The organism is Xanthomonas protegens, from assembly GCF_038442435.1.
Taxonomy (GTDB): Bacteria; Pseudomonadota; Gammaproteobacteria; order Xanthomonadales; family Xanthomonadaceae; genus Xanthomonas_A; species Xanthomonas_A sontii.
In genome coordinates, this window is record NZ_JAQJCQ010000013.1 from 134709 (window position 1) to 158069 (window position 23361).

The window sequence follows — 23361 nt, forward strand, 5'->3', positions numbered from 1 at the left end:
AAACGGGGGAAGCGGCCGCACCATACGTAGCCGCATGGCCGACATCATTCCACCTCTGCCGGACACGCTCACGTTGCACTGCCGCAAGATTGCGACTCGCACGCCCACGGCGCGCATTGCACAATGATGGCATGAACATCGAATTGAACGGCAGACAATGCACGCTGGCGCCGGCCACCACCGTGGCCGCGCTGCTGCAGGCCGAAGGACTGGGCCAGCGGCGCGTGGCGGTCGAGGTCAACGGCGAGATCGTGCCGCGCGGTGCGCATGCCGACCACGAGCTGCATGCCGGCGACCGGGTCGAGATCGTGCACGCGCTGGGCGGCGGCTGAATCGCGCCGCCGCGCGCAGGTGCGCGGACTCGGCAGGGCCGGTGCGATGGGCGATAATCCGCCGATGAACGCTCCCGCCCCCCACGATGCGCTGGTGATCGCCGGCAAACCCTACCGTTCGCGCCTGCTCACCGGCACCGGCAAGTTCGCCGATCTCGAACAGACCCGCCTGGCCACCGAGGCCGCCGCCGCGCAGATCGTCACCGTGGCGATCCGCCGCAGCAACATCGGCCAGAACCCAGGCGAGCCCAACCTGCTCGACGTGCTGCCGCCGGAGCAGTACACCATCTTGCCCAACACCGCCGGCTGCTATACGGCCGAAGATGCGGTGCGCACCTGCCGGCTGGCGCGCGAACTGCTCGACGGCCACAACCTGACCAAGCTGGAAGTGCTGGGCGACCAGCGCACCCTGTTCCCGGACGTGGTGCAGACCCTCAAGGCCGCGGAAATCCTGGTCGCCGACGGCTTCGAGGTGATGGTCTATACCAGCGACGACCCGATCCTGGCCAAGCGCCTGGAAGAGATCGGCTGCGTGGCGGTGATGCCGCTGGCCGCGCCGATCGGCTCCGGCCTGGGCATCCAGAACCGCTACAACCTGCTGGAGATCATCGACAACGCCAAGGTGCCGATCATCGTCGACGCCGGCGTCGGCACCGCCTCGGACGCGGCGATCGCGATGGAGCTCGGCTGCGACGGCGTGCTGATGAATACCGCCATCGCCGGCGCGCGCAACCCCGTGCTGATGGCCAGCGCCATGCGCAAGGCGGTGGAGGCCGGCCGCGAGGCGTTCCTGGCCGGGCGCATCCCGCGCAAGCGCTACGCCAGCGCCTCCTCGCCGGTCGACGGACTGATCGGGTGAGGCCGCAGGCATGACCGATCCGTTCTCCAGCGCCGGCGCCAAGACCCCGCCGAAACCCTTCACCGTCGAGGAAGGCCATCGCCAGGTGCGCAGCTTCGTGCTGCGCCAGGGCCGCTTCACCCCGGCCCAGCAGCGCGCGTTCGACGCGCTGTGGCCGCGCTTCGGCCTGGACTACCGCGGCCAGCCGCGCGATCTGGACGCCACTTTCGGCCGCAACGCGCCCAAGGTGCTGGAGATCGGCTTCGGCAACGGCGCCGCCTTGCGCCATGCCGCGCAGCACGATCCGGGCCGCGACTACATCGGCATTGAGGTGCACGCGCCGGGCGTGGGCCGCCTGCTCAACGCCCTGGCCGAGGACGGCGCCGATCACGTGCGCCTGTACCACCACGATGCGGTGGAGGTACTGCAGCACGAGATCGCCGACGGCAGCCTGGACGAAGTGCGCATCTACTTCCCCGACCCCTGGCACAAGAAGCGCCACAACAAGCGGCGCCTGCTGCAGCCGGCCTTCGCCGCACTGCTGGTGCGCAAGCTGCGCGACGGCGGCCGCCTGCACTGTGCCACCGACTGGGCCGACTACGCCGAGCAGATGTGGGACGTGCTCGACGCCACCCCCGGCCTGGTCAACCGCGCCGGCCCGCGCGGCCACGTGCCACGCCCGGACTGGCGCCCGCAGACCCACTTCGAGACCCGCGGCCAGAATCTGGGGCATGGGGTGTGGGATTTGCTGTATGACAAGTCGGGATTGGGGAGTGGGGATTAGGGATTGGACAACCAATCTGCCACCATCCGGACGGGAGGCGCCCGCCATGCGCCACCGCCGCTGACGGCCCCGCTAGACGCCGTCGGCTAATCCCCAATCCCGAATCCCCAATCCCGGCCCCGAATGGACACCGCGCTGACGCTGACCACCGATATGAAGCTCGTGCTCGGGCTGGTCGGCTTCACCATGGCGATGTTCGTGTTCGAGCGGATCCGCGCCGACGTGGTGGCGCTGGTGGTGCTGGTGGTGCTCGGGGTGACCGGTCTGATCGCGCCGGAGGAGCTGTTCAGCGGCTTCTCCGGTAACGCGGTGATGAGCATCATCGCCACCACCATCCTCGGCGCCGGGCTGGAGCGCACCGGCGCGCTGAACCGGCTGGCGTCGTGGCTGCTGCGCCGCGCGCGCGGGGTCGAGGAGCGGCTGATGCTGCTGACCACCGCCATCGCCGGACTCAACTCCTCGTTCATGCAGAATCCCTCGGTGATGGCGCTGTACCTGCCGGTGGCCTCGCGCCTGGCCGGACGCACCGGGCTGACCCTGCAGCGGCTGCTGCTGCCGATCGCCGCGGCCATCGTGATGGGCGGTGCGCTGACCATGGTCGGTAACTCGCCGCTGATCCTGCTCAACGACCTGCTGCAGTCGGCCAACAACAACCTGCCTTCGGGCATGGCCACCATCGAGCCGCTGCGCATGTTCGCGCCGCTGCCGATCGGCGTGGCGCTGCTGGCGGCGTCGCTGATCTATTTCCGCGTGCGCGGCGACAAGGCGCTGGCCGAAGAAGAGCGGCTGATCAACGACGGCGTCACCCCGGCACGCACCGAGAGCTACTTCGCCCGCACCTACGGCATCGAAGGCGACGTGTTCGAGCTGATCGTCAGCGCCGACAGCCCGCTGGTCGGCATGACCCTGGGCGAGGCCGAGACCGTGCACAACGCGCCGCTGCTGCTCGCCCTGAAGACCGGCAACGACACCCGCCTGGCGCCGCCGGCGGACATGCGCATCTGGGTCGGCAGCGTGCTCGGGGTGATGGGCGCGCGCCAGCAGGTCGCCGATTTCGCGCAGAACCAGTTCCTGCGCCTGTCCTCGCGCCTGCGCAACCTCGGCGATCTGTTCAACCCCAGCCGCGCCGGCATCTCCGAGGCGGTGATCCCGCCGACCTCGCGCTTCATCGGCAAGAGCGCGGCCGAACTGCGCCTGCGCAAGCAGGCCGGGATCAGCCTGCTGGCGATCAACCGCGACAAGCAGGTGATCCGCGAGGACGTGCGCAAGGTGCCGCTGCGCGCCGGCGACATGCTGGTGTTCCACAGCATCTGGCAGGACCTGGCGCAGGCCTCGGAAAGCCGCGACTTCGTGGTGGTCACCGACTACCCCAAGGGCGAGCACCGCCCGCACAAGTTCAAGATCGCGATGACGATCTTCGCCCTGACCATCCTGATCGCGCTGACCTCCAGGCTGCCGGTGGCGCTGACCCTGATGACCGGCGTGGCCGGCATGCTGCTCACCGGCGTGCTGCGCATGGACGAGGCCTACGCGGCGATCAACTGGAAGACCGTGTTCCTGATGGCCGGGCTGATCCCGCTGGGCTGGGCGATGGACAGCAGCGGCGCGGCGGCCTGGGTCGCCGGCCATACCATTGCGCGGCTACCGGAGGGCATGCCGGTGTGGGCGCTGGAGATCGCCCTGGGCCTGCTGACCACCGCATTCTCGCTGGTGATCAGCCATGTCGGCGCGACCATCGTGATGGTGCCGATCGCGGTCAACCTGGCGCTGGCGGCCGGCGGCAATCCCACCGCGTTCGCGCTGATCGTGGCGCTGTCGGCGTCCAACAACCTGATGACCGCATCCAATCCGGTGATCTCGATGATCACCGGCCCGGCCAACTACCAGCCGCGCGAACTGTGGCGCGTCGGCGGCCCGCTGTCGCTGGTCTACACCCTGGTGGTGGTGCTGATGGTCAACCTGATGTCGATGGGCTGGTGGCACGCGCTGTAGCGTGCGTCGCACCGCAAGCGCGCGCCCTGCGCGCTAGACCAGCACCACCTGCCCTGCGCGCACCTCCACCGGCACCGCATGCAGGCTCTGGCCACGGCACGGGCCGGACACGCACAGGCCGCCCTGCAACTCGAACGCGGCGCCGTGCGCGGCGCACACCACGTGGCCCTCGCGGCTCTTCAGGAACTGCCCCGGCGCCCAGTCCAGGCGGCGTCCGGCGTGCGGGCATACGTTCAACCATGCGCGCACGCGATCGCCCTCGCGGTACAGCAGCAGCGATTCGGACTCGCCGCCGATCAGCGCCTCGGCCTCGGCCAGCTCGCCGGAAACCAGGTCTTGCAGCGGCGCCAGCACGGCAGATGATTCGGTCATGGAACGCAGCGCGGGCAGCAAGGGGTGGTCATTCTGGCATGGGCGATCGGCAGCCGTGACGCCGCACACCCTTCACCCGGCGAGCACATGCAAGCCCCTGAGCGCAAAGTGTTAATTTTTCGCTTAACGAAGTTTTCACTCCGTCACATAAAACAGCGCCGATACTGCGCCCCTTCGGTTCAAACTGAAACAGAGTTCTGCCATGCGTGCTCGCCTCTTCAATTTCGACCAATTCCGGCACGTCTTCGCGCCGCGCAAGCCGCGCCATCCGCTGGTGAAGCTGGCAGTGGGCCTGCTCGGCCTGGCGATCCTGGCCGGGCTGGTGTTCGTCAGCGTGTTCGTGGGCGCGGCGATGATCCTGGGTGGCATCGCGATGAAGCTGCTGAGCCAGCGCGGCAAGCGTCCGGCCACCGCGCGTCGCCATGTGGTCGATGGCGAGTATCGGGTGGTGCGCAAGCCGGCCTTGCCGTTGTAAAGCCGGGAGTGGGGAATCGGGATTGGGGATTCGTGAAAGCGGCATCCACCTGTCTGTTGGAATTGGGTTGAACCCATCGCGGTAGACTGCTGCATCCCCTCTCGTTGGATGCACGCCCATGAAAGACCTGTTCGCCGCTGCCGAGGCTCCGCGCGTTCCCGTGCGCGGCCAGGGCCTGTTTCCGGTGCATCGCATCTACTGCGTGGGTCGCAACTTCGCCGATCACGCGCGCGAGATGGGCGCCAGTGCGCCGGCCTCGAAGGCCGAGCGCGGCCAGCCGACCTTCTTCATGAAACCGGCCGATGCGCTGGTGATCGGCGACGACGCCATCCCCTACCCGTCCGCGACCGAGGATCTGCACCACGAGGTCGAACTGGTGGTGGCGCTGGGCCAGGACGCGCCCGCCGGCGTGCTGCCGGTGGACGGCGCCGAGGCCCTGATCCTGGCTTACGGCGTGGGCCTGGACCTGACCCGTCGCGACCTGCAGGCCGCGGCCAAGGCCAAGGGCCTGCCGTGGGACATCGCCAAGGGCTTCGACGCCTCCGCGCCGATCAGCGAGCTGATCCCGGCTGGCGAGGTCGGGGCGCTGGAGGCCTTGAACCTCTCGCTGGAAGTCAACGGCGAGGTGCGCCAGCAATCGCTGCTGGACCAGATGATCTGGAATGTGCCGGAGATCCTGCACGAACTGTCCAAGCTGTTCGCGCTGCGCGCCGGCGACCTGGTGTTCATGGGCACGCCGGCCGGCGTGGCCGCGCTGCGCCCGGGTGACCGCTTCAGCGCGCGCCTGGAGAACGTGGCCGAACGGCACGGCCGCATCGTCGGCTGAGGGGCGCGCCTGTCGCGCGGCATACGCAGGCCTGTGACTCGACCACCACGGCGACTGCGCTAGGCTAGCGCCGCGGCGACAGGCCCGCACTGACAAGAGAGGAGTCCCGATGAGCATGATCCGCGAATTCAAGGAATTCGCCATGCGCGGCAACGTGCTGGACCTGGCGGTCGGCGTGGTGCTCGGCGCCGCGTTCGGCAAGATCGTCACCGCGCTGGTCGAGAAGATCATCATGCCGCCGATCGGATTGCTCGTGGGCGGCGTGGATTTCTCGCGCTGGGCATGGACGCTGAAGGCGGCGACGGTGGACGCGGCCGGCAAGCCGGTACCGGCCGTGGTGATCGGCATCGGCGATTTCCTCAACACCATCATCCAGTTCGTGATCGTGGCCTTCGCCATCTTCATGCTGGTCAAGGCGATCAACCGCATCGCCCGCAAGGAACCACCGGCGCCGAAGGCCCCGACCGAGGAAGTGCTGCTGCTGCGCGAGATCCGCGATTCGCTCAAGCACGAGCCGCGCCCGGAGTAAGCGCGACGGCACACGCGGCTTCCGCCATGGAGGCCGCGCCGTGCACGGCGGTGAGGCACTGCTAAGCTCGCGGTTCCTGTGTCCGCGGAGTTTTCCATGCGTCGTCTTGCCGTCGTCATCGCTGCTGTGCTGAGTCTGTCCTCCCCTGCGGTTGCCGCCGAGGCCACGCGCATCCCGGAGGCGGCACTCCGCGACGCGGCAGCCTTGCGCGAGCGGGCACTGGCCGACGACACCGGCTGGAAGGTGGTCGAATCGCTGACCACCGAAATCGGCCCGCGGATGGCGGGCAGCGAGGCCGATGCACGCGCGGTGGCCTGGGCCACCGCCAAGTTCAAGGCACTGGGCTTCGACAAGGTATGGACAGAGCCGGTGACGTTCCCGAAATGGGAGCGGCGCAGCGAACACGCGCAGGTGCTCGGCGCGCATGCGCAACCGCTCACCGTCACCGCGCTGGGCGGCAGCCCCGGCGGCACGGTCGAGGCCGAGGTGGTGCGCTTCGCCGACCTGGCCGCGTTGCAGGCGGCGCCGGCCGATGCGCTACGCGGCAAGATCGCCTTCGTCGATTACCAGATGCTGCGCACCCGCGACGGCAAGGACTACGGCAATGGCGGCGCGGTGCGCAGCAAGGGGCCGTCCGAAGCGATCCGCAAGGGTGCGATCGGCTTCGTGATGCGCTCGGCCGGCACCGATTCGCACCGCGTGCCGCATACCGGCATCACCCGCTTCGACGAGGGGCTGACGCCGGTGCCGGCGGCGGCGCTGTCGGTGCCCGATGCCAACCAACTGGCGCGTCTGCTCGCGCGCGGCCCGGTGCGCCTGCGTCTGGCGCTGGACTGCGGCTGGGACGGCACCGCCACCTCCTACAACGTGATCGGGCAGATCACCGGGCGCACGCTGCCCAACGAGGTGGTGCTGATCGGCGGGCACCTGGATTCCTGGGACCTGGGCACCGGTGCGATCGACGACGGCGCCGGCGTCGCCATCAGCATGGCCGCCGGGCATCTGATCGGCCAGCTCAAGCAGGCGCCCAAGCGCAGCATCCGCGTGGTCGCCTTCGCCAACGAAGAGCAGGGCCTGTACGGCGGCAAGGCCTACGCGCAGGCGCATGCCAAGGACGTGGCGCGGCACCAGATCGCCGCCGAGAGCGATTTCGGCGCCGGCCGCATCTATGCCTTCAACACCGGCTCCGGCGACGCCGCCGGCTCGCGCGAGGCGACCCGGCAGATCGCCGAGGCGCTGGCGCCGCTCGGCATCGCCTATGCGCCGGACGCCGGCGGCCCCGGCCCGGACGTCGGGCCGCTCGCCGCCAAGGGCGGCGCCTGGGCCTGGCTGGCGCAGGACGGCAGCGATTACTTCGATCTGCATCACACCGCCGACGACACCCTGGACAAGATCGACCCGAAGGCGCTGGCGCAGAACGTCGCCGCGTATGCGGTGTTCGCGTATCTGGCGGCGCAGGCCGATGGCAGTTTCGGCAGCCAGGCCAAGACAGTGGAACCGCCCAGGGAGTAAAGTAAACCGGACCTGCGCAGGACGCGCGCAGGGGCTCCCCTTCCGCAGCAGCGCCAGGACCTTTGATGGGCATACGGCAACGTCGCGCGGGCTCAGCGGTGACGTTGCTGGATGTAGCCCGCCATGCGGGCGTGTCGCCGATGACTGCTTCGCGCGTGATCAACCGCCACCCGCGCGTGAGCGCTACCATGCGCGAGCGCGTCGAAGCTTCGATCAAGGCGCTCGGCTACCGCCCCAACCTCGCCGGCCGCTCGCTGCGCACCGCAGGACTGGCGCGCATCGGCGTGCTGTACAGCAATCCCAGCGCGGCGTACCTCAACCAGTTCATGCTCGGCATGCTCGAGCAGAGCAGCCTGGAAGGCTGCCAGGTGCTGGTTGAAAAGAGCGACGACAGCGCCAGCCAGCGCGCCGCCACCGAACGCCTGCTCGAGGCCGGCGCCGATGGCCTGATCCTGCCGCCGCCGCTGTGCGATGCGCGGCAGACCATCGCCGAACTGGATGCGCGCGGCATTCCGCTGGTGGCGGTCGCCACCGGCGCACCGATGCCCGGGGTCAGCTCGGTGCGCATCGACGACTACCAGGCCGCGTGCGCACTCACCCGGCATCTGCTCGACCTGGGTCACCGCGACATCGGCTTCGTCAGCGGCGATCCCGGGCACACGCCCAGCGCGCTGCGCAGCCGCGCGTTCTTCGACACCATGGCGGGGGCCGGGCTGACGGTGGCACCGGAGCGCGTGGCCGAAGGCCTGTTCACCTACCGCTCCGGCCTGCTCGCGGCCACCGCGTTGCTGCAGGTCACCCCGCGTCCCAGCGCGATCCTGTGCAGCAACGACGACATGGCCGCGGCAGCGCTGGCGATCGCGCACGGACTGCGCCTGCGCGTGCCCGAGGATCTGTCGATCGCCGGTTTCGACGACACGCCGGTGGCCACCACGATCTGGCCGGAGCTGACCACGATCCACCAGCCGGTCGCGGCGATGGGCAGGGCCGCGGTGACGCTGCTGCTCGGCGAAATTCGCCAGCGCCGCGACGGACTGCCCAGCCGCGGCACCCACCAGGTGCTGGACTACACCCTGGTCACGCGCGGATCCACCGCACCGCCCGCATCGCGCTGAGCGTCGGCACCGCGTGCGGCAGGTCAGGCAACGCCTCGCGCGCGCGCGTGCCGGATCACGTCGACCTGGGCCACACCGAGCAGCCCGGTCAACGGCACCGCAGCGCGACGCTGCCGCGGATCCACGACCAGGTCCTGACCGCGCAGCAGGTCCAGTAACCGCTCCGCCAGCGGCATGACCATGTGCCGGCCCCAGCAGCGCTCGGACGCATGGCCGAACGGCAGGTAGCCAGGCAACGCATCGGGATCCACGCCGTCCCAGCGCTCGGGCCGGAACGCCTCCGGCTCATCCCACAGCGCCGGATCGCGATGGCTGAGCAAGGGCAGCACCAGCACGTCATCGGCGGCACCGATACGCGGATCCAGCGCACCGTACTCGGGCGAGGCATTGCGCAGGATGTTCCAGGACGGCGGCAGCAGGCGCAGGGTTTCGTAGAGGATGTTGCGGTTGCAGACGCGCGCGTCGAACGGCGACCCCAGCCACAGCGCGTTGGCGACCAGCGTGGAAATGGTGAAGCACACCGGCGCGGCGGTGCGCCGGTACAGGCCCATCGCATCGCGGCGCGCGCGGTAGCCGTCGGCCGCGGACAGCAACGTGGCCAACGCCGAGGCCTCTGCGCCCGGCGCCAGCGGTGCGAGCGCGCCAGCGGCGATCACCGCCCAGGTCAGGCGCGGCGTCAGTTCCAGGGTGCGGTCCATCAGCAGGCGCAGCCGCCACGGGTCGCCGCCGAGCAGCAGGTCGCGCAGATAGACATGGCCGACGTGCGGCCATGGACCGGACAGGTCGAGCGTGGGCGGCGGCGGACGCTTCAGCGCCTCGCGCACGTCGCGGCCGATCGCCTGCATCAGTTTCGCCGCTTCGCTGCGCGCGATCGAGCGGCCGTGCAACGGCTTGAAGGTCGGCCGTTCGTGTTCGGTGGCGGGCCGGGCCGCGAGCAGGCGGTCGCTCAGCGCGGCGCCGGCGACACCGACCGTATCGGCATCCAGGCGGAACGCCTCCTGCCCCACATGCGTACGCAGCAACGCCTGCAGACGCGGCGCGAAGACCGTGGCGCGCGCATCGCGGTCGACCATGGTGGCGGACATCGCCAGTCTCCTGAAGGAACGACGCCCGGCGCAGTGCATCCGCCGGGCACCGGCCGCACGGCATGCCGCGCGGCAACGCACACGGCGCTCAGTACCAGATGTACCAGGCGTACGACTTCAGCGGCTTCTTCGACGACAGCAGGTGCTTGATGGAGAACAGCAGCTTCATGAGCGACATCTCCGAAGGAGTGACGATGGCCCTTTCGGGCGGGGGGACTGCGCGGTTTCGCCGATGCCAGCGCGCATGGCGCGATCGCATCGACGAGGCGCGCCTGCACGCTACGCCGCCGCCAGGCCCCTCGCAAACCCGAAACCGGCCGGCGCGCACACTATTGCGTAGCCAAATGCAGCCGCATCTCAGCGCGTGACGCCGTGCTCAGCGCGCCGCGCGCCCGTGCGGATGCCGGCTGCGCCAGGTCCCCAGCAACACCGCCGTGGCGGCGGCCACGTTGAGGCTTTCCACCGCGCCGCTGCCGGGGATGGACAGGCGCAGATCGCAGGCCTGCGCGAAGTCGCGGTCCATGCCGTCGCTCTCGGCGCCCATCACGTAGACCAGGCGCTGCGGCAAGGCGGTGGCGAACAGATCGTCGCCGCCGTCCACCAGCGTCGCGGCGAGGGCGAAGCCCGCGTCGCGCAATTGCGCCTGCGCCTGCATCGTGGGTGGCAGCCGCACCAGCGGCACCGCCTCGGCGCCGCCCTCGGCCACGCGCGCGGCGGCACCGGACAGCGCCAGTGCGGCCTGCTCCGGCAACAGGATCGCGCCCACGCCGAAGTGCGCCGCCGAGCGCAGGATCGCGCCGAAGTTGTGCGGATTGCCCACGCCATCCAGCCACAGCGCCAGCGCCGGACCCGGCGCCAGCGCCTGCAGCCAGTCGGCCAGGGCCAGCGGCGCGACGCGCAGCACGTCGGCGACCACGCCCTCGTGGTGACTGCTGGCGGCGAGCTTGTGCAGGTCGGCCTCGTCCACCACGCGGTAGCCGACCCGGTTGGCCACGCACCACTTCAGCAGCGGCTGCAATGCCGGGATCCGCGCCTCGCTCAGGTACAGCTTGCGGATCGCCTCCGGCCGCCGCGCGTACACCGCGCGCACTGCGTTCAGGCCGTACAGGCGCAGTTCGTTGCGGTTGGTCGGCGCCGCCGCACCCTCACCCCCGGCGCCTCTCCCGGGGGGAGAGGGGAGATTCCCACCGCGCGGGCGGTTGCCCCAGGGCGAGGTCATCGGCGTACGCCCGCGGCGCGGGCGCACCGCGCCGGCGCGGCACAGCGGGAACGAAGGGCATGACGCATGGGACTCTCCTGGAAAACGCACGGGGCGCGCGCCAGGGACGGCGCGCTGCGGGGATTTTCGCTCATCCGCGCCCCACTGGCTGCCCCGGCATGACGCAGCGCGGCCCCGAGACTTGTCTACGTCATGCCACGCAAAGCGCAACCCGCATTCCGGCCGCACCGTGAAGTGGTTCGCTCCTGCCTTCCACCGTGCGGAATTCGCGGCAGCGCATGCGCAAATCCGACAAGCCTGACGTGCGCATCGGGTCCATTGTCGCCGCTCCTTCCGCCACCACGCAGGCGCCATCGACCCACCATCACCGTGCCATTCGCTTCGCAGACGGGAGACCTGCGATGGCCTGCGCCGCTGCATCGCGCAGCGCCATGTTCCGCGGACTCCCGAGAACGCACTCCGCATTCTCACGACAAGGCGATTCCCATGCACTCCGACATCCGTCCGTTTTCCTCGTCCGCACGCCGCTGCGTGCACGCCGCCCTGCTGCTGATGCTGCCCCTGCTCGGCCTGAGCGCCAGCGCACTGGCCCAGACCGCCGCGCCCGATGCCCGCCTGGCCCGGGTCGGCGCCCTGCCCGCCGCGCACAAGCCCACCAACGTGCCCGACGACTACATCCAGACGCCGTTCGGCTACTTCGCCCCGGCCTGCGTGCGCCAGGTCCATGGCAGCGACCGCGTGCTCGCCGACGGCGCCCTGCAGCATGCCGATGGCGCGCGCGAACAGGCGCAGGCCTGCACCCAGGACAACTTCACCCCCACCGGCACCCGCGTCCACCCCGACGGACGTGGCCTGGATGGCCAGCCGATCCGCACTGGTGCGGCGCTGCGGGCGGCGCGCGCGCGCGGCGCGGTGCCGCCGCCGATCACCCACGACTGGGTGCAGTCGGCCATCGACGTGACCGGCAACAAGATGGGGCGCATCGTGGCCAGCTGGACGGTGCCGCAGAACCCGACCAACGTGGCCCAGCAGACGGTGTACTTCTTCCCGGGAATGCAGAGCGACGATCCCACGATCCTGCAACCGGTGCTCGGCTACCGCGGCTACAACGACAGCTGGGACCTGAGCAGCTGGAACTGCTGCCAGGACGGCATGGTGTGGCACAGCGACTTCATCGCGGCCAGGGCCGGCGACCGGATCGTCGGCGACACCTACGCGACCTGCAACAACGGCCTGCCCTGCACGAACTGGAACGTCGACACGCGCAACGTCACCACCGGCCAGAGCGTGCGGCTCAGCACCACCTACGACATCAACTCCCGGACGCACTTGGTGGTGGGCGGCGCGCTGGAAGTCTATGCGGTGGACAGCTGCGACCAGTATCCGCCGGACGGGAGCATCACCTTCAATGCGATCGGCGTGTACGACTACCGCATGCAGCGGGTGGCGTCGCCGGCGTGGGTGTCGTACAGCGACAGCTCGGGCCTGGACGTGCAATGCAACTACGCGGTGGACACCACCGCGACCTCGGCCACCATTTCCTACTGAAGCCGTGGCCCGCGTGCGTCGCTCCCACGGGCGACGCGCGACTCAGGCCGCCGCCCAGGTTCGCGCGAACAGGCGCAGATCGCGCGGCTGTCCATCGCGCAACGACAGTTCGCGGCGCGTGCCGATCTCGGCGAAGCCGTTCTTCTGCAGCACACGCGCCGAGCCGTGATTGTCCGGCAGCACCAGCGCCTCGATCCGCTGCAGGCGCAGCGCCGGCACCGCCCAGTCCAGGTAGGCGGCGACGATGCGGGTCATCCGGCCCTGCCCCCAATACGCGCGACCGAGCCAGTAGCCGAGCTCGGCCCGCTCCGGTGCCGGCTGCGCCGCCGCATGCAGGCCGATCCCGCCGCAGGCTTCGCCGCCGATCTCGATCGCCAGCACCGGATCGTTCAGGTCGATCACCTGCCCGCCCAGGAAGGCCTCGCCGTCGGCGCGCGTGTACGGATGCGGAAAGCGCCGGCTGAGCCCGCGCGCCACCTGGGCATCGTCGGCGTGGCGGACCAGTGCGTCCAGGTCCTCGGCACGCCAGCGCCGCAGCACGATGCCCTCCAGCCGCAACTGCAGATCGCGCCAGGGGGCGGCAGCGGCGGTCTCGGACATCGGCGGCTCCTGCGGCAAGGAAGCGCAGCATAGCCGCCGGCCGCGGCGGCTCGATCGTCTACGGCTGAGGGTTTTACCCGACAGACCAGCGAAAGCCAGGCCCGGTAGACTCCCGCGCCGCACCTCGCCCTTCCGTCCAAAGAGCCGTTCCCCGATGCCTTCCGACACCGCCGCCACGGCCCGCATTCCGATCTTCATGTACCACAACGTGGCCGAGGCACCGCGGCACCTGCAGGTGTACCGCAGCCTGTACGTGAGCCCGGGCCGCTTCGCCCGGCAGATGCGCCTGCTGCAGCGACTGGGCTACCGCGGCGTGTCCATGTCCGACGCCATGCCCTATCTGCGTGGCGAGCGCCAGGGCAAGGTCGCGGTGATCACCCTGGACGACGGCTACCTGGACAACCTGCACGCGGCGCTGCCGGTGCTGCAGCGGCTGGGTTTCACCGCCACGGTCTACATGGTGAGCGGCTGCATCGGCCGCCACAACGTGTGGGATGCCCAGAAGCTGGACATCGAGAAGCCGCTGATGAATCTCGCCGAGCTGCGCCAGTGGCGCGCCGGCGGCATGGAGGTCGGCGCGCACACCCGCTCGCACCCGCACCTGACCGGCTGCAGCGATGCGGCGCTGCGCGAGGAGATCGGCGGCTGCAAGCGCGAACTGGAGGACCTGCTCGGCGAGGCGGTGCCACAGTTCTGCTACCCCTACGGCGATGTCGACGACCGCGTCGCCGACGTGGTACGCGAGGCCGGCTACACCGCCGCCACGAGCACCCGCCGCGGCCGCGCCCCGGCCGGCTCGGACCCGATGCGCTACCCGCGCATCCAGGTCGCGCGTCATCACCTGCTGCCGCAGTTCGCGCTGCGCGCCTTCACCGCCTACGAGGACCGCCGCGGATGAAATTCCTGTTCGTCGGCACCAATCCCGAAAACACCGGCGCGGCCACGCATTTCGTGGCGCTGGCGCAGGCGCTGGCCGGCGTCGGCCACCAGGTCGAAGTCATCGCCTGCGAAGGCGGCCTGATCGCCGACGAGCTGCGCCGCAGCGGCATCACCGTGCACGTCGGGCACTTCCGCAATGTGCTGGACCCGGACGGCTACCGGCCGCTGCTGCGGGTGGCGCGGCACAGCCGGCCAGACTGGCTGGTCGGCAACTTCGGCAAGGAATACTGGCCGCTGCTGCTGGCCGGACGCGCGCTGGGCATCCCGGTCACGCTGTTCCGCCACCGCACCCCGGCGATGAGCGCGCTGTCCGGCTATGCGATCCCGCGCCTGGCGGCGCGCTTCTTCGCGGTCTCGCACTACGCCCGCCAGGCCTACCTGGAGCGCGGCGTGCCCGAGGCGCTGGTGCAGGTGCTGTACAACCCGGTGACCATGGAGCGGCTGCGCCCGGATCCGGAACGCGGCCACGCCATCCGCGCCGCGCAGGGCTTGCCCGAGGATGCGATCGTGCTCGGCTACAGCGGGCGCATGCATGCCGGCAAGGGCATCTTCCCGCTGCTGGAAGCTGCAGGAGCGGCGATGGCGCAGGAGCCGCGGCTGCACTGCCTGTGGCTGGGCGACGGCCCGGACGCGGCGCAGTTGCAGGCACAGGCTGCGGCGCAGCCGCACGGCCAGCGCCACCGTTTCGTCGGCTGGGTCAACGACACCACGCCCTACTACAACGCGATGTCGATGCTGGCGTTCCCGTCGCTGGCGCCGGAAACCTTCGGCCGGGTCTCGGTGGAGGCGCAGGCCAGTGGCGTGCCGGTGCTGGCCAGCCACGTTGGCGGCACCGCCGAGACGCTGGATCCCGGCGTCAGCGGCGAACTGCTCACGCCCGGCGACGTGGACGGCTGGCGCGACGCGATCCTGCGCCTGTGCGACGGCGAACGGCGCCAGCGCATGGGCCAGGCCGGGCGCGACTTCGTGCAGCGCCATTTCGGCGGCGCGGTGATCGCCGCACAGTTCGTGCACCTGCTGCAGCAGCCGCGCTGCGCGCCGCAGCCGCTGGCACCGTCGCGCGTCGATCCGGCCTGAGCGCCGCTGCCTGAGCGGCCGCGCTCAGGCGTGGTCGCCGACCGACGGGGTCTGCGCTTCCAGTTGCTGCAGGCGCTGCTGCACCGCGTCCGGCGAACGCGTGTACGGCGCCAGCAGCGCGTAGAACGCCGGCACCACGAACAGCGACAGCAGCGTGGACACCGACACGCCGAAGATCACCACGATGCCGATGGTGGCGCGGCTGGCCGACCCGGGGCCGCCGGCGACCACCAGCGGGATCGCGCCGACCACGGTGGCCAGCGAGGTCATCAGGATCGGCCGCAGGCGCACCGCCGAGGCTTCTACAATCGCGTCGCGCACGCTGCGCCCGGCATCGCGCAACTGGTTGGCGAACTCGACGATCAGGATGCCGTTCTTGGCCGCCAGCCCGACCAGCATCACGATGCCGATCTGACTGAACAGGTTGAGCGTACCGCCGCTGATCGCCAGGCCGATCAGCGCGCCGAGCACGCCCAGCGGCACGGTCAGCATGATCACCAGCGGGTGGATGAAGCTCTCGAACTGCGCCGCCAGCACCAGGTACACGATCAGCAAGGCCAGGGCGAAGGTCAGCAGCACCGCGCCGCCGGCCTTCTGGTACTCGCGCGATTCGCCCTTCCAGTCGAGCTGCGCGTAGTCGGGCAGTTCCTCGCGCGCCACCTGCTGCGCCCAGGCGATCGCCTCGCCGAGCGGATAGCCCGGCGCCAAGCCGGCGTTGATGGTGATGGCACGCAGGCGGTTGAAGCGATGCAGGTTGCCCGGCTCGGCGACTTCGCGCAGGGTCACCAGGTTGGACAGCGGGATCAGCTGGCCGCTGTCGGCGCGTACCCGGATCGCCGCCAGGTCGGCCGGATCGGCGCGGCCGTCGCGGCTGGCCTGCAGCATCACGTCGTACTCCTCGCCGTTGTCGACGAAGGTGGTGACCTGGCGCGCGCCCATCAGCGTCTCCAGTGCGCGGCCGATCTCGGTCACCGGCACGCCGAGGTCGGCTGCCCGCTGGCGGTCGATCTCCACGCGCATCTGCGGCCGGGTTTCCTTGTAGTCCGAGTCCGCCCCGACCAGGCCGGGGTTGTCGGCGATGCGCGCAAGCAGGCGGTCGCGCCATTGCGCGATCTCGGCGTAGTCGGGGCCGCCGAGCACGATCTGGAACGGCTGCCCGCGGCTGTTGACCAGGCCGCCGCCGACCTGAGTGCGCGCACGCACGCCGGGCAAGGCGCGCAACTCTTCCTGCAGCGTCGCGGCGACGTCGGCGGTGGCCACGTCGCGCTCGCTCCAGTCGCGCAGGAACACGCTGACCCGGCCGGTGTGCATCTCCTCGCTGGCGCCGAAGCTGCCGGGCACGCGCGGGTTGGCGCGCGCGATCGGCTGGCCGTCGCCGCGGTGGCGGTCGAGGATCGCCTCGACCTGATGCATCTGCCCCACCGTGTAGTCGAAGCCGGCGCCTTCCGGCGCATCGATCATCACCTGGAACGAGCCGCGGTCCTCGGCCGGCGCCAATTCCGAAGGAATCATCCGCGCCAGCAGCGCGCTGGCCGCCAGCGCCGCCAGCATCAGCGCGCCGAACACCCAGGCGCGGCCGACGTGGCGCTCGAGCACGCGCCGATAGCGCGCGCTCAGCCCCTGCAGCCGCGCCTCGACCCAGCCATGCACGCGGTTGGGCTTCTCGCGCGCATGCGCCTTGAGCAGCTTGGACGACATCATCGGGGTCAGGGTCAGCGCGACGAAGGCGGAGATCGCCACCGCCGCGGCCAGCGCCACCGCCAGTTCGCGGAACAGGCGCCCGGTGTTGCCTTCGAGGAACCCGACCGGCAGGAACACCGCCACCAGCACCGCGGTGGTGGCGATCACCGCGAAGGCGACCTGCGCGGTGCCACGCCGCGCCGCCACCAGCGCCGGTTCGCCCAGGTCGACGCGACGCTGGATGTTCTCCACCACCACGATCGCATCGTCCACCACCAGGCCGATGCACAGCACCAGGGCGAGCAGGGTCAGCAGGTTGATCGAGAAGCCGAACGCATACAGCGCGATGAACGCGGCCACCAGACACACCGGCACCGTCACCGCCGGAATCAGCGCCGCGCGCACGCTGCCCAGGAACAGCCAGATCACCACCAGCACCAGCACCACCGCCTCGATCAGCGTGTGGTAGACGCGTTCCACCGAGGCATCGATGAACACGGTGGAATCGAAGGCGACGAAGATCTGCGTGCCCTTGGGCAGGGTCTGCTGGATCTGCTGCGCGGCCGCGCGCGCGGCGCGGGCCACATCCAGACTGTTAGCGGTGGAGGTCTTGACGATGCCCAGGCCGACGTTGGGCACGCCGTTGCTGCGGAAGTAGGCGCGGCGCTCGGCCGAGGCCAGTTCCACCTTGGCCACATCGCCCAGCCGCACCACGTAGCCGTCGCGGCCCTTGCCGAGCGGGATCGTGGCGAAGTCCGCCGGCGCGCGGTAGCTGCGCTCCACGCGCAGGGTGAAGTCGCGGTCGGCCGACTCCAGGCGGCCGGCCGGCAGTTCGACGTTCTCGCGGGCCAGCGCGTTCTCCACGTCGGCCACGGTGAGATCGCGCGCGGCCAACTGGTCGCGGTCCAGCCAGATCCGCATCGCGTAGCGCTGGCGCCCGCCCAGGCGCACCTGGGCCACGCCGTCGATGCTGGACAGGCGATCCACCACGTAGCGTTCGGCGTAGTCGGACAGCTGCAGCGCATCCATCGTGCTGGAGCTCATGTTGAGCCACAGGATGGCGTCGGCATCGGCCTCGACCTTGGCGATCTCCGGCGCGTCGGCCTCGTCGGGCAGGCGGTCGAGCACGCGGCTGACCGCGTCGCGCACGTCGTTGGCGGCGGCCTCGATGTCGCGGGTGGCGCGGAACTCGATGCTGATGTCGGCCACGCCGTTGGAACTGCGCGCCTGGATCGTCTCGATGCCTTCGATGCCGGCCAGCGCGTCCTCCAGCACCTGGGTGATGCGGCTCTCCACCACCGCCGCCGAGGCGCCGGGGTAGCGCACCTCCACCGACACGATCGGCGGATCGATCGCCGGCAGCTCGCGCAGGGTCAGCCGGCTGTACGCCATCACCCCCAGCACCACCAGCAACAGGCTCATCACCGCGGCGAACACCGGCCGGGTGATGGAGACGTCGGACAGCTTCATCGCGCCAGGTCCGCCGCGGCGCTGCCGCTGCGCACACCGCCACCGCGCGTGCCGGCGGCGGCATCGACCACCGCCACGCCCGGGCGCAGCTTGCCGGTGCCCTCGACCACGATGCGCTGGCCAGGCTGCAGGCCGTCGACGATCTCGACCAGGCCGTCGCGACGCGCGCCGGTGCGCACGTCGGCACGGGCCACGGTGGCGTCGGTGCCGACGCGATAGACGAAAGCGTCGCGCCCCACCTGCACCACCGCGATCTCCGGGATCACCAGCGCCTGCCGGGCGGGCCGATACAGGCGCACGTCCATCAGCATGCCCGGGCGCAGCGCGCGGTCGGCGTTGTCGAACGCGGCACGCACGGTGACTGCGCGGGTGGCGCTGTCCACGCGCGCATCCACGGTGGCGACCTTGCCGTCGAAGGCGCGTCCCGGATAGGCCACGCTGCGGCCGCCGACGGCATCGCCCGCCTTCACCGTCGACAGCGCCGCCTCCGGCACCTGGAAATCCACGTAGACCTGGGCCACGTCGTCGAGCGTGGCGATGGTCGCGTCCGGCGTCAGCAGCGCGCCGGGGCTGACCTGGCGCAAGCCGAGCACGCCGGCGAACGGCGCGCGCACGCTGCGGTCGCCGATCTCCGCGCGCATCTGCAGCACCCGCGCCTGCGCGGCATCGCGCAGCGCGCGTTGCGTGTCCAGTTGCGCGCGCGACACCAGTTGCCGCCCGACCAGTTCGCTCTGCCGCCGATACAGTTGCTCGGCCTCGGTGTAGGTGGCCTCGGCCTCGCGCAACGCCGCCTGCTGGCCCTGCCAGCGCAGCGTCACCAGCGGCGCGCCGGCCGCCACTTCCTGGCCACTCTCGAAATGCACGCGCTCCACGATCTCGCTGACCTTGGCGGTCAGCGTCACCGACTCGCGGGCCTTGACCGTACCCAGCGCGGCCAGGCTGTCGTTCCACTCACGGGGCTGCACCGTCTGCAGCGTCACCGGGATCGCGGCACTGGCCGCAGCCGGCGCCGGAGCCTTGCCGCAACCGGCGAGCGCGAGCGAGGACAACAGGAGGCACACCAGGCGGACGCCGGCGCGTGGTCGGTGCGGCATGGAGATCCCGGACGCGTGGAGTTCGACCCAGTCTAACGGCCTGGCGTGACGGGCGTTGACACGTCGCGACCATGACCGACGGCCCTTGCCGGCCAACGGATGCGCTGCGCGATGAGACGCAGCGCACGCGTGTTGCGGCTTGGGCCGCTCAATCAGTCCTTGCCGGTACGACGCCGGGTGAAGTACGGATAGGCCACCATGAAGGCAAGCGCCGATGCACTCCCAAGCAGCATGCGCACCGCCTGCCCCAGGGTGTGCGGCACATACAGGGCATGCGCCGACGCGTCATACCAGATCGCGTGCAGCATCATCAATCCGAACGAGGCCATCGGCAGTCCGAACACCAGCCAGCCGAAAAAGCGCAGCGCCGGCGACGTACGCCCCTCGGCTAATTTGCCGACGACCTCTGTGCTGGCCAGGTGGTACTGGAACGGATCGGAGGTGGCGTATCTGGGCGGCGGTGGCGGCGCTGGCTCCGGCTGCACCGGCTGATGCGTCACCTGTTCGGTGCACGCCGGTTGGACCAGTTCGGCCACATTGGTTCTGGCCAACACGTCATGCAGCTTCGGATCCATGCGCCCCCCGTGAACGTTGCCCGGCAGCGTCATCCGCCACCGAATCCGCCATCCCTGCGCCTGCCGCGCGAGTGCGCGCCGCATCGCCTGCGGGCGGCGCAGGGACCTGGCAACTGCCATCAGTGCGGCGAAAAAGCGGCGCGCTGCCGCGCCTGCAGCGCACTGCACAGGCGAATGGTTTCGGCAGTCTGCGCAAGGCCGCGATCGGCGCCGCTGAGTGCCTTCAGGCGCGGCGTGAAGAACGCCTCCAGCCGGTCCGCTTCGGCGGCATCGCAGCCACCACTGGCCGCCAGCGCCGGCAAGCGACCGCCGTCGAAGGAACCGGAGCGCGCCACGATGCGATCGAAGTGGGCGGTGTACCAGGGCCACATCGAGGCGTGCGTGGCCGGCTCGGCATGCGCGCCCATCAGCAGGCTGTTCATCTCGCCGACCTTGATCGCATCGGTCAGAGCGAAATCGCGCACCTTCTGCAACTGCTGCGGATCCTGCACGGCGCCGAGCGCTTCGATCATCGCGTTGCGCTGGGCCGGTTCGCCGTGACCGCGCAGGGCAGCGATCAATGCGTCCACCGCGGGCGCGCCACGCTCCTGCACCGCCACCGTCAGCGCTGCGCCAAGCAGATCCGGGTTGGCGGCGGCGAAATCCGGCGCGCCGCGCTTGCCGGCCAGCACCGCATCGCCCTGGGCCAACAGCGCCTGCCGTACCGCCGGCACGCCCATGGTCACCCCGAGCAGTTCGGCCAAGTTGGAGCGCAGCGCCACGTCGTCATCGCTGTCGCCGGCGCGTCGCCGATCGCCCAGCGCCTGCAGGCGTGCGCCGAACGCGGCGTCGGTGGCCTGGCGCAGCATGGCGCGCTGCGCGTCGTCGCGCGCCAGCACCCGCCAGATCCAGCCGATGCGGTCGTTCATCGCGGTGGCCACCGCCGTGGCCTTGGCCGGCGCCAGCTGCTGCATCGCCGCGATCACGTCCGCGGTATCGGCCTCGCCGGTGCGGAACGCGCTGTCGATGGCGTCGGCATAGGCCAGTTTCTCGGCATCGTCGAGCGCATCGAGATGGCGGCCGAGCGCGGCCAGTTGCGGCTTGGGCAGGGCGAAACGGTAGTAGCCGGTGCCGCCGGCGTTCGGCATCACCCAGCTGTCGGCATCGGCACCAGCGAGCGCGAGGCGGCCGTCGCTGGCGGACAGCATCTGGCAGGCGCGGCGCACGCCCTGGCGCGTGCCGTACTTGACGCAGACCGGCACGCCCCAGGTCTGCGCGGCGCTGCCACGCGACCCCAGCGGCAGGAAGCGCTGCTGGTGCAACTGCAGCACCGCCCCGCCCGCCTGCGGCTGCACACGCGCCTGCAGGTAGGGCACGCCCGGCTGATCGAGGAAGCTGCGGAACGCGGCCTTGACATCCTCGCCCTTGCCGGCTGCGGCGGCGATGGCGTCGACCAGATCGTCGGCAGTGGCGTTGCCGAAGCGGTGCGCGCGGATGTAGCTGCGCATGCCGCTGCGGAAAGTGTCCTCGCCGACGAACTGCTCGAACATGCCCAGTACCGCGGCGCCCTTGCGGTAGGTGATGCTGTCGAAGGCGGTCTCGATGTCGCCGTTGCCGGTGATCGGCTGGCGGATCTTGCGCGCGCTGACCAGGCTGTCGTTGTTCATCGCGTCATGCGCGGCGCTGATGCGGTCCAGGTCGGCGCGGTACTGCGGCCGCAGGCGCATGGTGATCTTCTGCTGCATCCAGGTGGCGAAGGCCTCGTTGAGCCACAGGTCGTCCCACCAGGCCATGGTCACCGTGTCGCCGGTCCACTGGTGCGCCAGTTCGTGCGCGGTGACGTTGAACGAGCCCTCGACGTTGTGCCGCGGCGAATCGTCGTCCAGCAACAGCAGCCAGTCGCGGAAGGTGACGAACCCGGGGTTCTCCATCGCGCCGGCGGAGAAGTCCGGCGCGGCCACCAGATCCAGCTTGTCGAACGGATAGCCGAAGTCGTAGTAGTCCTCCAGCGCGGTGATGATCTCCGGCGTCTGCTGCAGCGCGCGCCGGATGCGCGGGCCCTGTCCTTGTGCGGCGACGCCGCGCAAGGGGGTGGACTGCGGGCGCTGCGGCGTGGCCGGCAGCGCCGGCCCGTCGACCACGTCCCATGGCCCGACCGCGTAAGCCACCAGGTAGGTCGGCAGCGGCACGGTCTCGGCGAAGCGCACGGTCTTCCAGCCCTTGCCGGCCGGTTCGGTGGACTCGGCGCGGGTATTGGCCAGCGCCTGCTCGCCCTCGGGCACGGTCAGGCGCAGCGCGAACGGCGTCTTCAGCGCCGGCTCGTCGAAGCCGGGGAAGGCGTAGCGCGCGCTGATCGGCTCCATCTGCGTCAAGGCGTAGGCATGCCCCTGCGCCTTGACCTGGTACAGCCCCTGCAACTGCTGGTTGAACGGTGCGCTGTAGACGATGGTGAGGGTCAGCTCCTGCGGCTGCAGGGTGCGCCCGAAGGCGATGCGGGCCACGCCGGCCTGCGCGTCGGCCTGGGTGTAGCGCACCGGGAACGACGCACCATCGGCGGTGCGCAGCGTGGCCTTGCTCACCCGCAACTCCTTGCCGTGCAGCCACAGATGGTCGGAGGCGCGCTCCAGGCGCACGCGCAGAGTGGCGGTGCCGTCGAAGTCGGTGCGCTCCGGATCGATCTTCAGGTCCAGCGCATAGTGTTCGGGCACCGCCCAATCCGGCAGGCGTCCGGTCGGCACCGCATCGGGGGCCTGCGCGCAGGCCGCGCCGCAGCACAGCGCGAGGACGGAGAACAGCACGCGACGGGACAGAGCTGGCATGGACGGACCTTCGCCGATGAGGAGGGCGACGACTTAAGCATGCGCGGCCGCGGCTGTCACGTGATGACGGTCAGTGTGGCAACACAGGCGCTAGCGCGGCGGGAGTAGTTCATCTTAGGAATCAACTGTCATGCAGCCGCGACGAACGATTCCTGCTGTGCCCCAACCTTGAAAGGCGTCGGGACTGAAGTCCCTCCCACAGTGAACTCGGCCAACGTATCGTAAGTCCCGGCAGAAGTCGTTCCACACGCGCGAATGACGCCCGCGGCTGCTGCGGAGGCCAGCGTTGTTGCGTGCCCACCACGATCAACAGGCGACGTCGGCCACCAAGTACAGCGCATTCGCTTTGCTATCGCTGTTGCTTCGGCTTTTGACTTGCCGGGTTCCCTTCCGCAGCGGCGGCCATCGCGGGGAAACACCCGAAGGGCGGCGCACATGGATGTGCGCCGTCCGCGGCAGGGGCAGGATGCCCCTTCCGCGGATCCCCGGGATGGACGCGGA

The 23361-nt window shown here is 70.4% G+C and carries 21 protein-coding genes; 12 read left to right on the forward strand and 9 right to left on the reverse strand.

Going from position 1 to position 23361, the window contains the following annotated elements:
• Positions 1 to 131 precede the first annotated feature (131 nt).
• The 4 genes from thiS (at position 132) to PIQ37_RS15495 (ending at position 3946) form a co-directional block, all read left to right on the forward strand.
• Positions 132 to 332 carry a sulfur carrier protein ThiS gene (gene thiS, locus PIQ37_RS15480; RefSeq protein ID WP_342074122.1) on the forward strand — a complete coding sequence of 67 codons (201 nt, stop codon included), beginning with the start codon at positions 132 to 134 and terminating at the stop codon, positions 330 to 332.
• Positions 333 to 396: 64 nt separating this feature from the next.
• Positions 397 to 1191 (forward strand): thiazole synthase, encoded by a 795-nt coding sequence (locus PIQ37_RS15485; RefSeq protein WP_017910410.1) that lies wholly within the window; start codon positions 397 to 399, stop codon positions 1189 to 1191.
• A gap of 10 nt (positions 1192 to 1201) precedes the next feature.
• On the forward strand, positions 1202 to 1954 hold the full coding sequence (trmB, locus tag PIQ37_RS15490) for a tRNA (guanosine(46)-N7)-methyltransferase TrmB (protein WP_342074123.1): 753 nt from the start codon (positions 1202 to 1204) through the stop codon (positions 1952 to 1954).
• Positions 1955 to 2077: 123 nt separating this feature from the next.
• Positions 2078 to 3946 (forward strand): SLC13 family permease, encoded by a 1869-nt coding sequence (locus tag PIQ37_RS15495; protein ID WP_010341810.1) that lies wholly within the window; start codon positions 2078 to 2080, stop codon positions 3944 to 3946.
• 33 nt (positions 3947 to 3979) lie between these two features.
• Here the strand turns inward: PIQ37_RS15495 and PIQ37_RS15500 are convergent, their stop codons facing one another.
• A complete protein-coding gene (locus PIQ37_RS15500; protein ID WP_342074124.1) occupies positions 3980 to 4318 on the reverse strand; it encodes a Rieske (2Fe-2S) protein in 339 nt (112 codons plus the stop codon).
• A gap of 202 nt (positions 4319 to 4520) precedes the next feature.
• Between PIQ37_RS15500 and PIQ37_RS15505 the strand changes: the two genes are divergently transcribed.
• The 5 genes from PIQ37_RS15505 to PIQ37_RS15525 all read left to right on the forward strand — a co-directional run bounded on the left by PIQ37_RS15505 (position 4521) and on the right by PIQ37_RS15525 (position 8775).
• The gene (locus tag PIQ37_RS15505; protein ID WP_017910413.1) at positions 4521 to 4793 is read left to right on the forward strand and encodes a hypothetical protein; all 273 of its coding nucleotides are present in this window, start codon (positions 4521 to 4523) and stop codon (positions 4791 to 4793) included.
• 118 nt (positions 4794 to 4911) lie between these two features.
• Positions 4912 to 5619 carry a fumarylacetoacetate hydrolase family protein gene (locus tag PIQ37_RS15510; protein ID WP_342074125.1) on the forward strand — a complete coding sequence of 236 codons (708 nt, stop codon included), beginning with the start codon at positions 4912 to 4914 and terminating at the stop codon, positions 5617 to 5619.
• Positions 5620 to 5728: 109 nt separating this feature from the next.
• Positions 5729 to 6148, forward strand: a complete 420-nt coding sequence (gene mscL / locus PIQ37_RS15515) for a large-conductance mechanosensitive channel protein MscL (protein WP_017910415.1) — start codon at positions 5729 to 5731, stop codon at positions 6146 to 6148.
• 96 nt (positions 6149 to 6244) lie between these two features.
• Positions 6245 to 7660: a M28 family peptidase gene (locus PIQ37_RS15520; RefSeq protein WP_342074126.1), complete on the forward strand. Its 1416-nt coding sequence runs from the start codon at positions 6245 to 6247 to the stop codon at positions 7658 to 7660.
• A gap of 62 nt (positions 7661 to 7722) precedes the next feature.
• Positions 7723 to 8775: a LacI family DNA-binding transcriptional regulator gene (locus tag PIQ37_RS15525; RefSeq protein WP_342074127.1), complete on the forward strand. Its 1053-nt coding sequence runs from the start codon at positions 7723 to 7725 to the stop codon at positions 8773 to 8775.
• 23 nt (positions 8776 to 8798) lie between these two features.
• On the opposite strand, the gene PIQ37_RS15530 is transcribed toward PIQ37_RS15525, so the two are convergent.
• The 3 genes from PIQ37_RS15530 to PIQ37_RS15540 all read right to left on the reverse strand — a co-directional run bounded on the left by PIQ37_RS15530 (position 8799) and on the right by PIQ37_RS15540 (position 11079).
• Entirely contained in the window at positions 8799 to 9860 is a 1062-nt protein-coding gene (locus tag PIQ37_RS15530) for a cytochrome P450 (RefSeq protein ID WP_342074128.1), read from the reverse strand.
• Positions 9861 to 9948: 88 nt separating this feature from the next.
• Positions 9949 to 10038: a tryptorubin family RiPP precursor gene (locus PIQ37_RS15535; RefSeq protein ID WP_017911958.1), complete on the reverse strand. Its 90-nt coding sequence runs from the start codon at positions 10036 to 10038 to the stop codon at positions 9949 to 9951.
• A gap of 198 nt (positions 10039 to 10236) precedes the next feature.
• Positions 10237 to 11079: a TrmH family RNA methyltransferase gene (locus tag PIQ37_RS15540; RefSeq protein ID WP_342074129.1), complete on the reverse strand. Its 843-nt coding sequence runs from the start codon at positions 11077 to 11079 to the stop codon at positions 10237 to 10239.
• Positions 11080 to 11565: 486 nt separating this feature from the next.
• On the opposite strand from PIQ37_RS15540, the gene PIQ37_RS15545 reads away from it, so the two are divergent.
• Positions 11566 to 12627, forward strand: a complete 1062-nt coding sequence (locus tag PIQ37_RS15545; RefSeq protein WP_342074130.1) for a hypothetical protein — start codon at positions 11566 to 11568, stop codon at positions 12625 to 12627.
• Positions 12628 to 12669: 42 nt separating this feature from the next.
• Here PIQ37_RS15545 and PIQ37_RS15550 read toward each other — a convergent pair whose 3' ends face one another.
• A complete protein-coding gene (locus PIQ37_RS15550; RefSeq protein ID WP_342074131.1) occupies positions 12670 to 13227 on the reverse strand; it encodes a GNAT family N-acetyltransferase in 558 nt (185 codons plus the stop codon).
• A 154-nt stretch (positions 13228 to 13381) separates the two neighbouring features.
• On the opposite strand from PIQ37_RS15550, the gene PIQ37_RS15555 reads away from it, so the two are divergent.
• The gene (locus PIQ37_RS15555; RefSeq protein ID WP_342074132.1) at positions 13382 to 14125 is read left to right on the forward strand and encodes a polysaccharide deacetylase family protein; all 744 of its coding nucleotides are present in this window, start codon (positions 13382 to 13384) and stop codon (positions 14123 to 14125) included.
• Positions 14122 to 15243: a glycosyltransferase family 4 protein gene (locus PIQ37_RS15560; RefSeq protein ID WP_342074133.1), complete on the forward strand. Its 1122-nt coding sequence runs from the start codon at positions 14122 to 14124 to the stop codon at positions 15241 to 15243. Before PIQ37_RS15555 ends, PIQ37_RS15560 begins: the two co-directional genes overlap by 4 nt.
• 24 nt (positions 15244 to 15267) lie before the next feature.
• Here PIQ37_RS15560 and PIQ37_RS15565 read toward each other — a convergent pair whose 3' ends face one another.
• The 4 genes from PIQ37_RS15565 to PIQ37_RS15580 form a co-directional block, all read right to left on the reverse strand.
• Positions 15268 to 18393, reverse strand: coding sequence for an efflux RND transporter permease subunit (locus tag PIQ37_RS15565; protein WP_342074134.1), 3126 nt, complete (start codon positions 18391 to 18393; stop codon positions 15268 to 15270).
• On the reverse strand, positions 18390 to 19487 hold the full coding sequence (locus PIQ37_RS15570) for an efflux RND transporter periplasmic adaptor subunit (RefSeq protein WP_342074135.1): 1098 nt from the start codon (positions 19485 to 19487) through the stop codon (positions 18390 to 18392). The genes PIQ37_RS15565 and PIQ37_RS15570 overlap by 4 nt, the downstream gene beginning before the upstream one ends.
• A 152-nt stretch (positions 19488 to 19639) precedes the next feature.
• Positions 19640 to 20062, reverse strand: a complete 423-nt coding sequence (locus PIQ37_RS15575; RefSeq protein ID WP_342074136.1) for a hypothetical protein — start codon at positions 20060 to 20062, stop codon at positions 19640 to 19642.
• 119 nt (positions 20063 to 20181) lie between these two features.
• On the reverse strand, positions 20182 to 22860 hold the full coding sequence (locus tag PIQ37_RS15580) for a M1 family metallopeptidase (RefSeq protein ID WP_342074137.1): 2679 nt from the start codon (positions 22858 to 22860) through the stop codon (positions 20182 to 20184).
• Positions 22861 to 23361: the final 501 nt, after the last annotated feature.

Excerpts from the sequence above, each read along its gene's own strand:
- thiS (WP_342074122.1), top strand. The coding sequence starts at position 132 with ATGAACATCGAATTGAACGGCAGACAATGCACGCTGGCGCCGGCCACC.
- PIQ37_RS15485 (WP_017910410.1), top strand. The coding sequence starts at position 397 with ATGAACGCTCCCGCCCCCCACGATGCGCTGGTGATCGCCGGCAAACCC.
- trmB (WP_342074123.1), top strand. The coding sequence starts at position 1,202 with ATGACCGATCCGTTCTCCAGCGCCGGCGCCAAGACCCCGCCGAAACCC.
- PIQ37_RS15495 (WP_010341810.1), top strand. The coding sequence starts at position 2,078 with ATGGACACCGCGCTGACGCTGACCACCGATATGAAGCTCGTGCTCGGG.
- PIQ37_RS15500 (WP_342074124.1), bottom strand. The coding sequence starts at position 4,318 with ATGACCGAATCATCTGCCGTGCTGGCGCCGCTGCAAGACCTGGTTTCC.
- PIQ37_RS15505 (WP_017910413.1), top strand. The coding sequence starts at position 4,521 with ATGCGTGCTCGCCTCTTCAATTTCGACCAATTCCGGCACGTCTTCGCG.
- PIQ37_RS15510 (WP_342074125.1), top strand. The coding sequence starts at position 4,912 with ATGAAAGACCTGTTCGCCGCTGCCGAGGCTCCGCGCGTTCCCGTGCGC.
- mscL (WP_017910415.1), top strand. The coding sequence starts at position 5,729 with ATGAGCATGATCCGCGAATTCAAGGAATTCGCCATGCGCGGCAACGTG.
- PIQ37_RS15520 (WP_342074126.1), top strand. The coding sequence starts at position 6,245 with ATGCGTCGTCTTGCCGTCGTCATCGCTGCTGTGCTGAGTCTGTCCTCC.
- PIQ37_RS15530 (WP_342074128.1), bottom strand. The coding sequence starts at position 9,860 with ATGTCCGCCACCATGGTCGACCGCGATGCGCGCGCCACGGTCTTCGCG.
- PIQ37_RS15535 (WP_017911958.1), bottom strand. The coding sequence starts at position 10,038 with ATGTCGCTCATGAAGCTGCTGTTCTCCATCAAGCACCTGCTGTCGTCG.
- PIQ37_RS15540 (WP_342074129.1), bottom strand. The coding sequence starts at position 11,079 with ATGACCTCGCCCTGGGGCAACCGCCCGCGCGGTGGGAATCTCCCCTCT.
- PIQ37_RS15545 (WP_342074130.1), top strand. The coding sequence starts at position 11,566 with ATGCACTCCGACATCCGTCCGTTTTCCTCGTCCGCACGCCGCTGCGTG.
- PIQ37_RS15550 (WP_342074131.1), bottom strand. The coding sequence starts at position 13,227 with ATGTCCGAGACCGCCGCTGCCGCCCCCTGGCGCGATCTGCAGTTGCGG.
- PIQ37_RS15555 (WP_342074132.1), top strand. The coding sequence starts at position 13,382 with ATGCCTTCCGACACCGCCGCCACGGCCCGCATTCCGATCTTCATGTAC.
- PIQ37_RS15560 (WP_342074133.1), top strand. The coding sequence starts at position 14,122 with ATGAAATTCCTGTTCGTCGGCACCAATCCCGAAAACACCGGCGCGGCC.
- PIQ37_RS15565 (WP_342074134.1), bottom strand. The coding sequence starts at position 18,393 with ATGAAGCTGTCCGACGTCTCCATCACCCGGCCGGTGTTCGCCGCGGTG.
- PIQ37_RS15570 (WP_342074135.1), bottom strand. The coding sequence starts at position 19,487 with ATGCCGCACCGACCACGCGCCGGCGTCCGCCTGGTGTGCCTCCTGTTG.
- PIQ37_RS15575 (WP_342074136.1), bottom strand. The coding sequence starts at position 20,062 with ATGGATCCGAAGCTGCATGACGTGTTGGCCAGAACCAATGTGGCCGAA.
- PIQ37_RS15580 (WP_342074137.1), bottom strand. The coding sequence starts at position 22,860 with ATGCCAGCTCTGTCCCGTCGCGTGCTGTTCTCCGTCCTCGCGCTGTGC.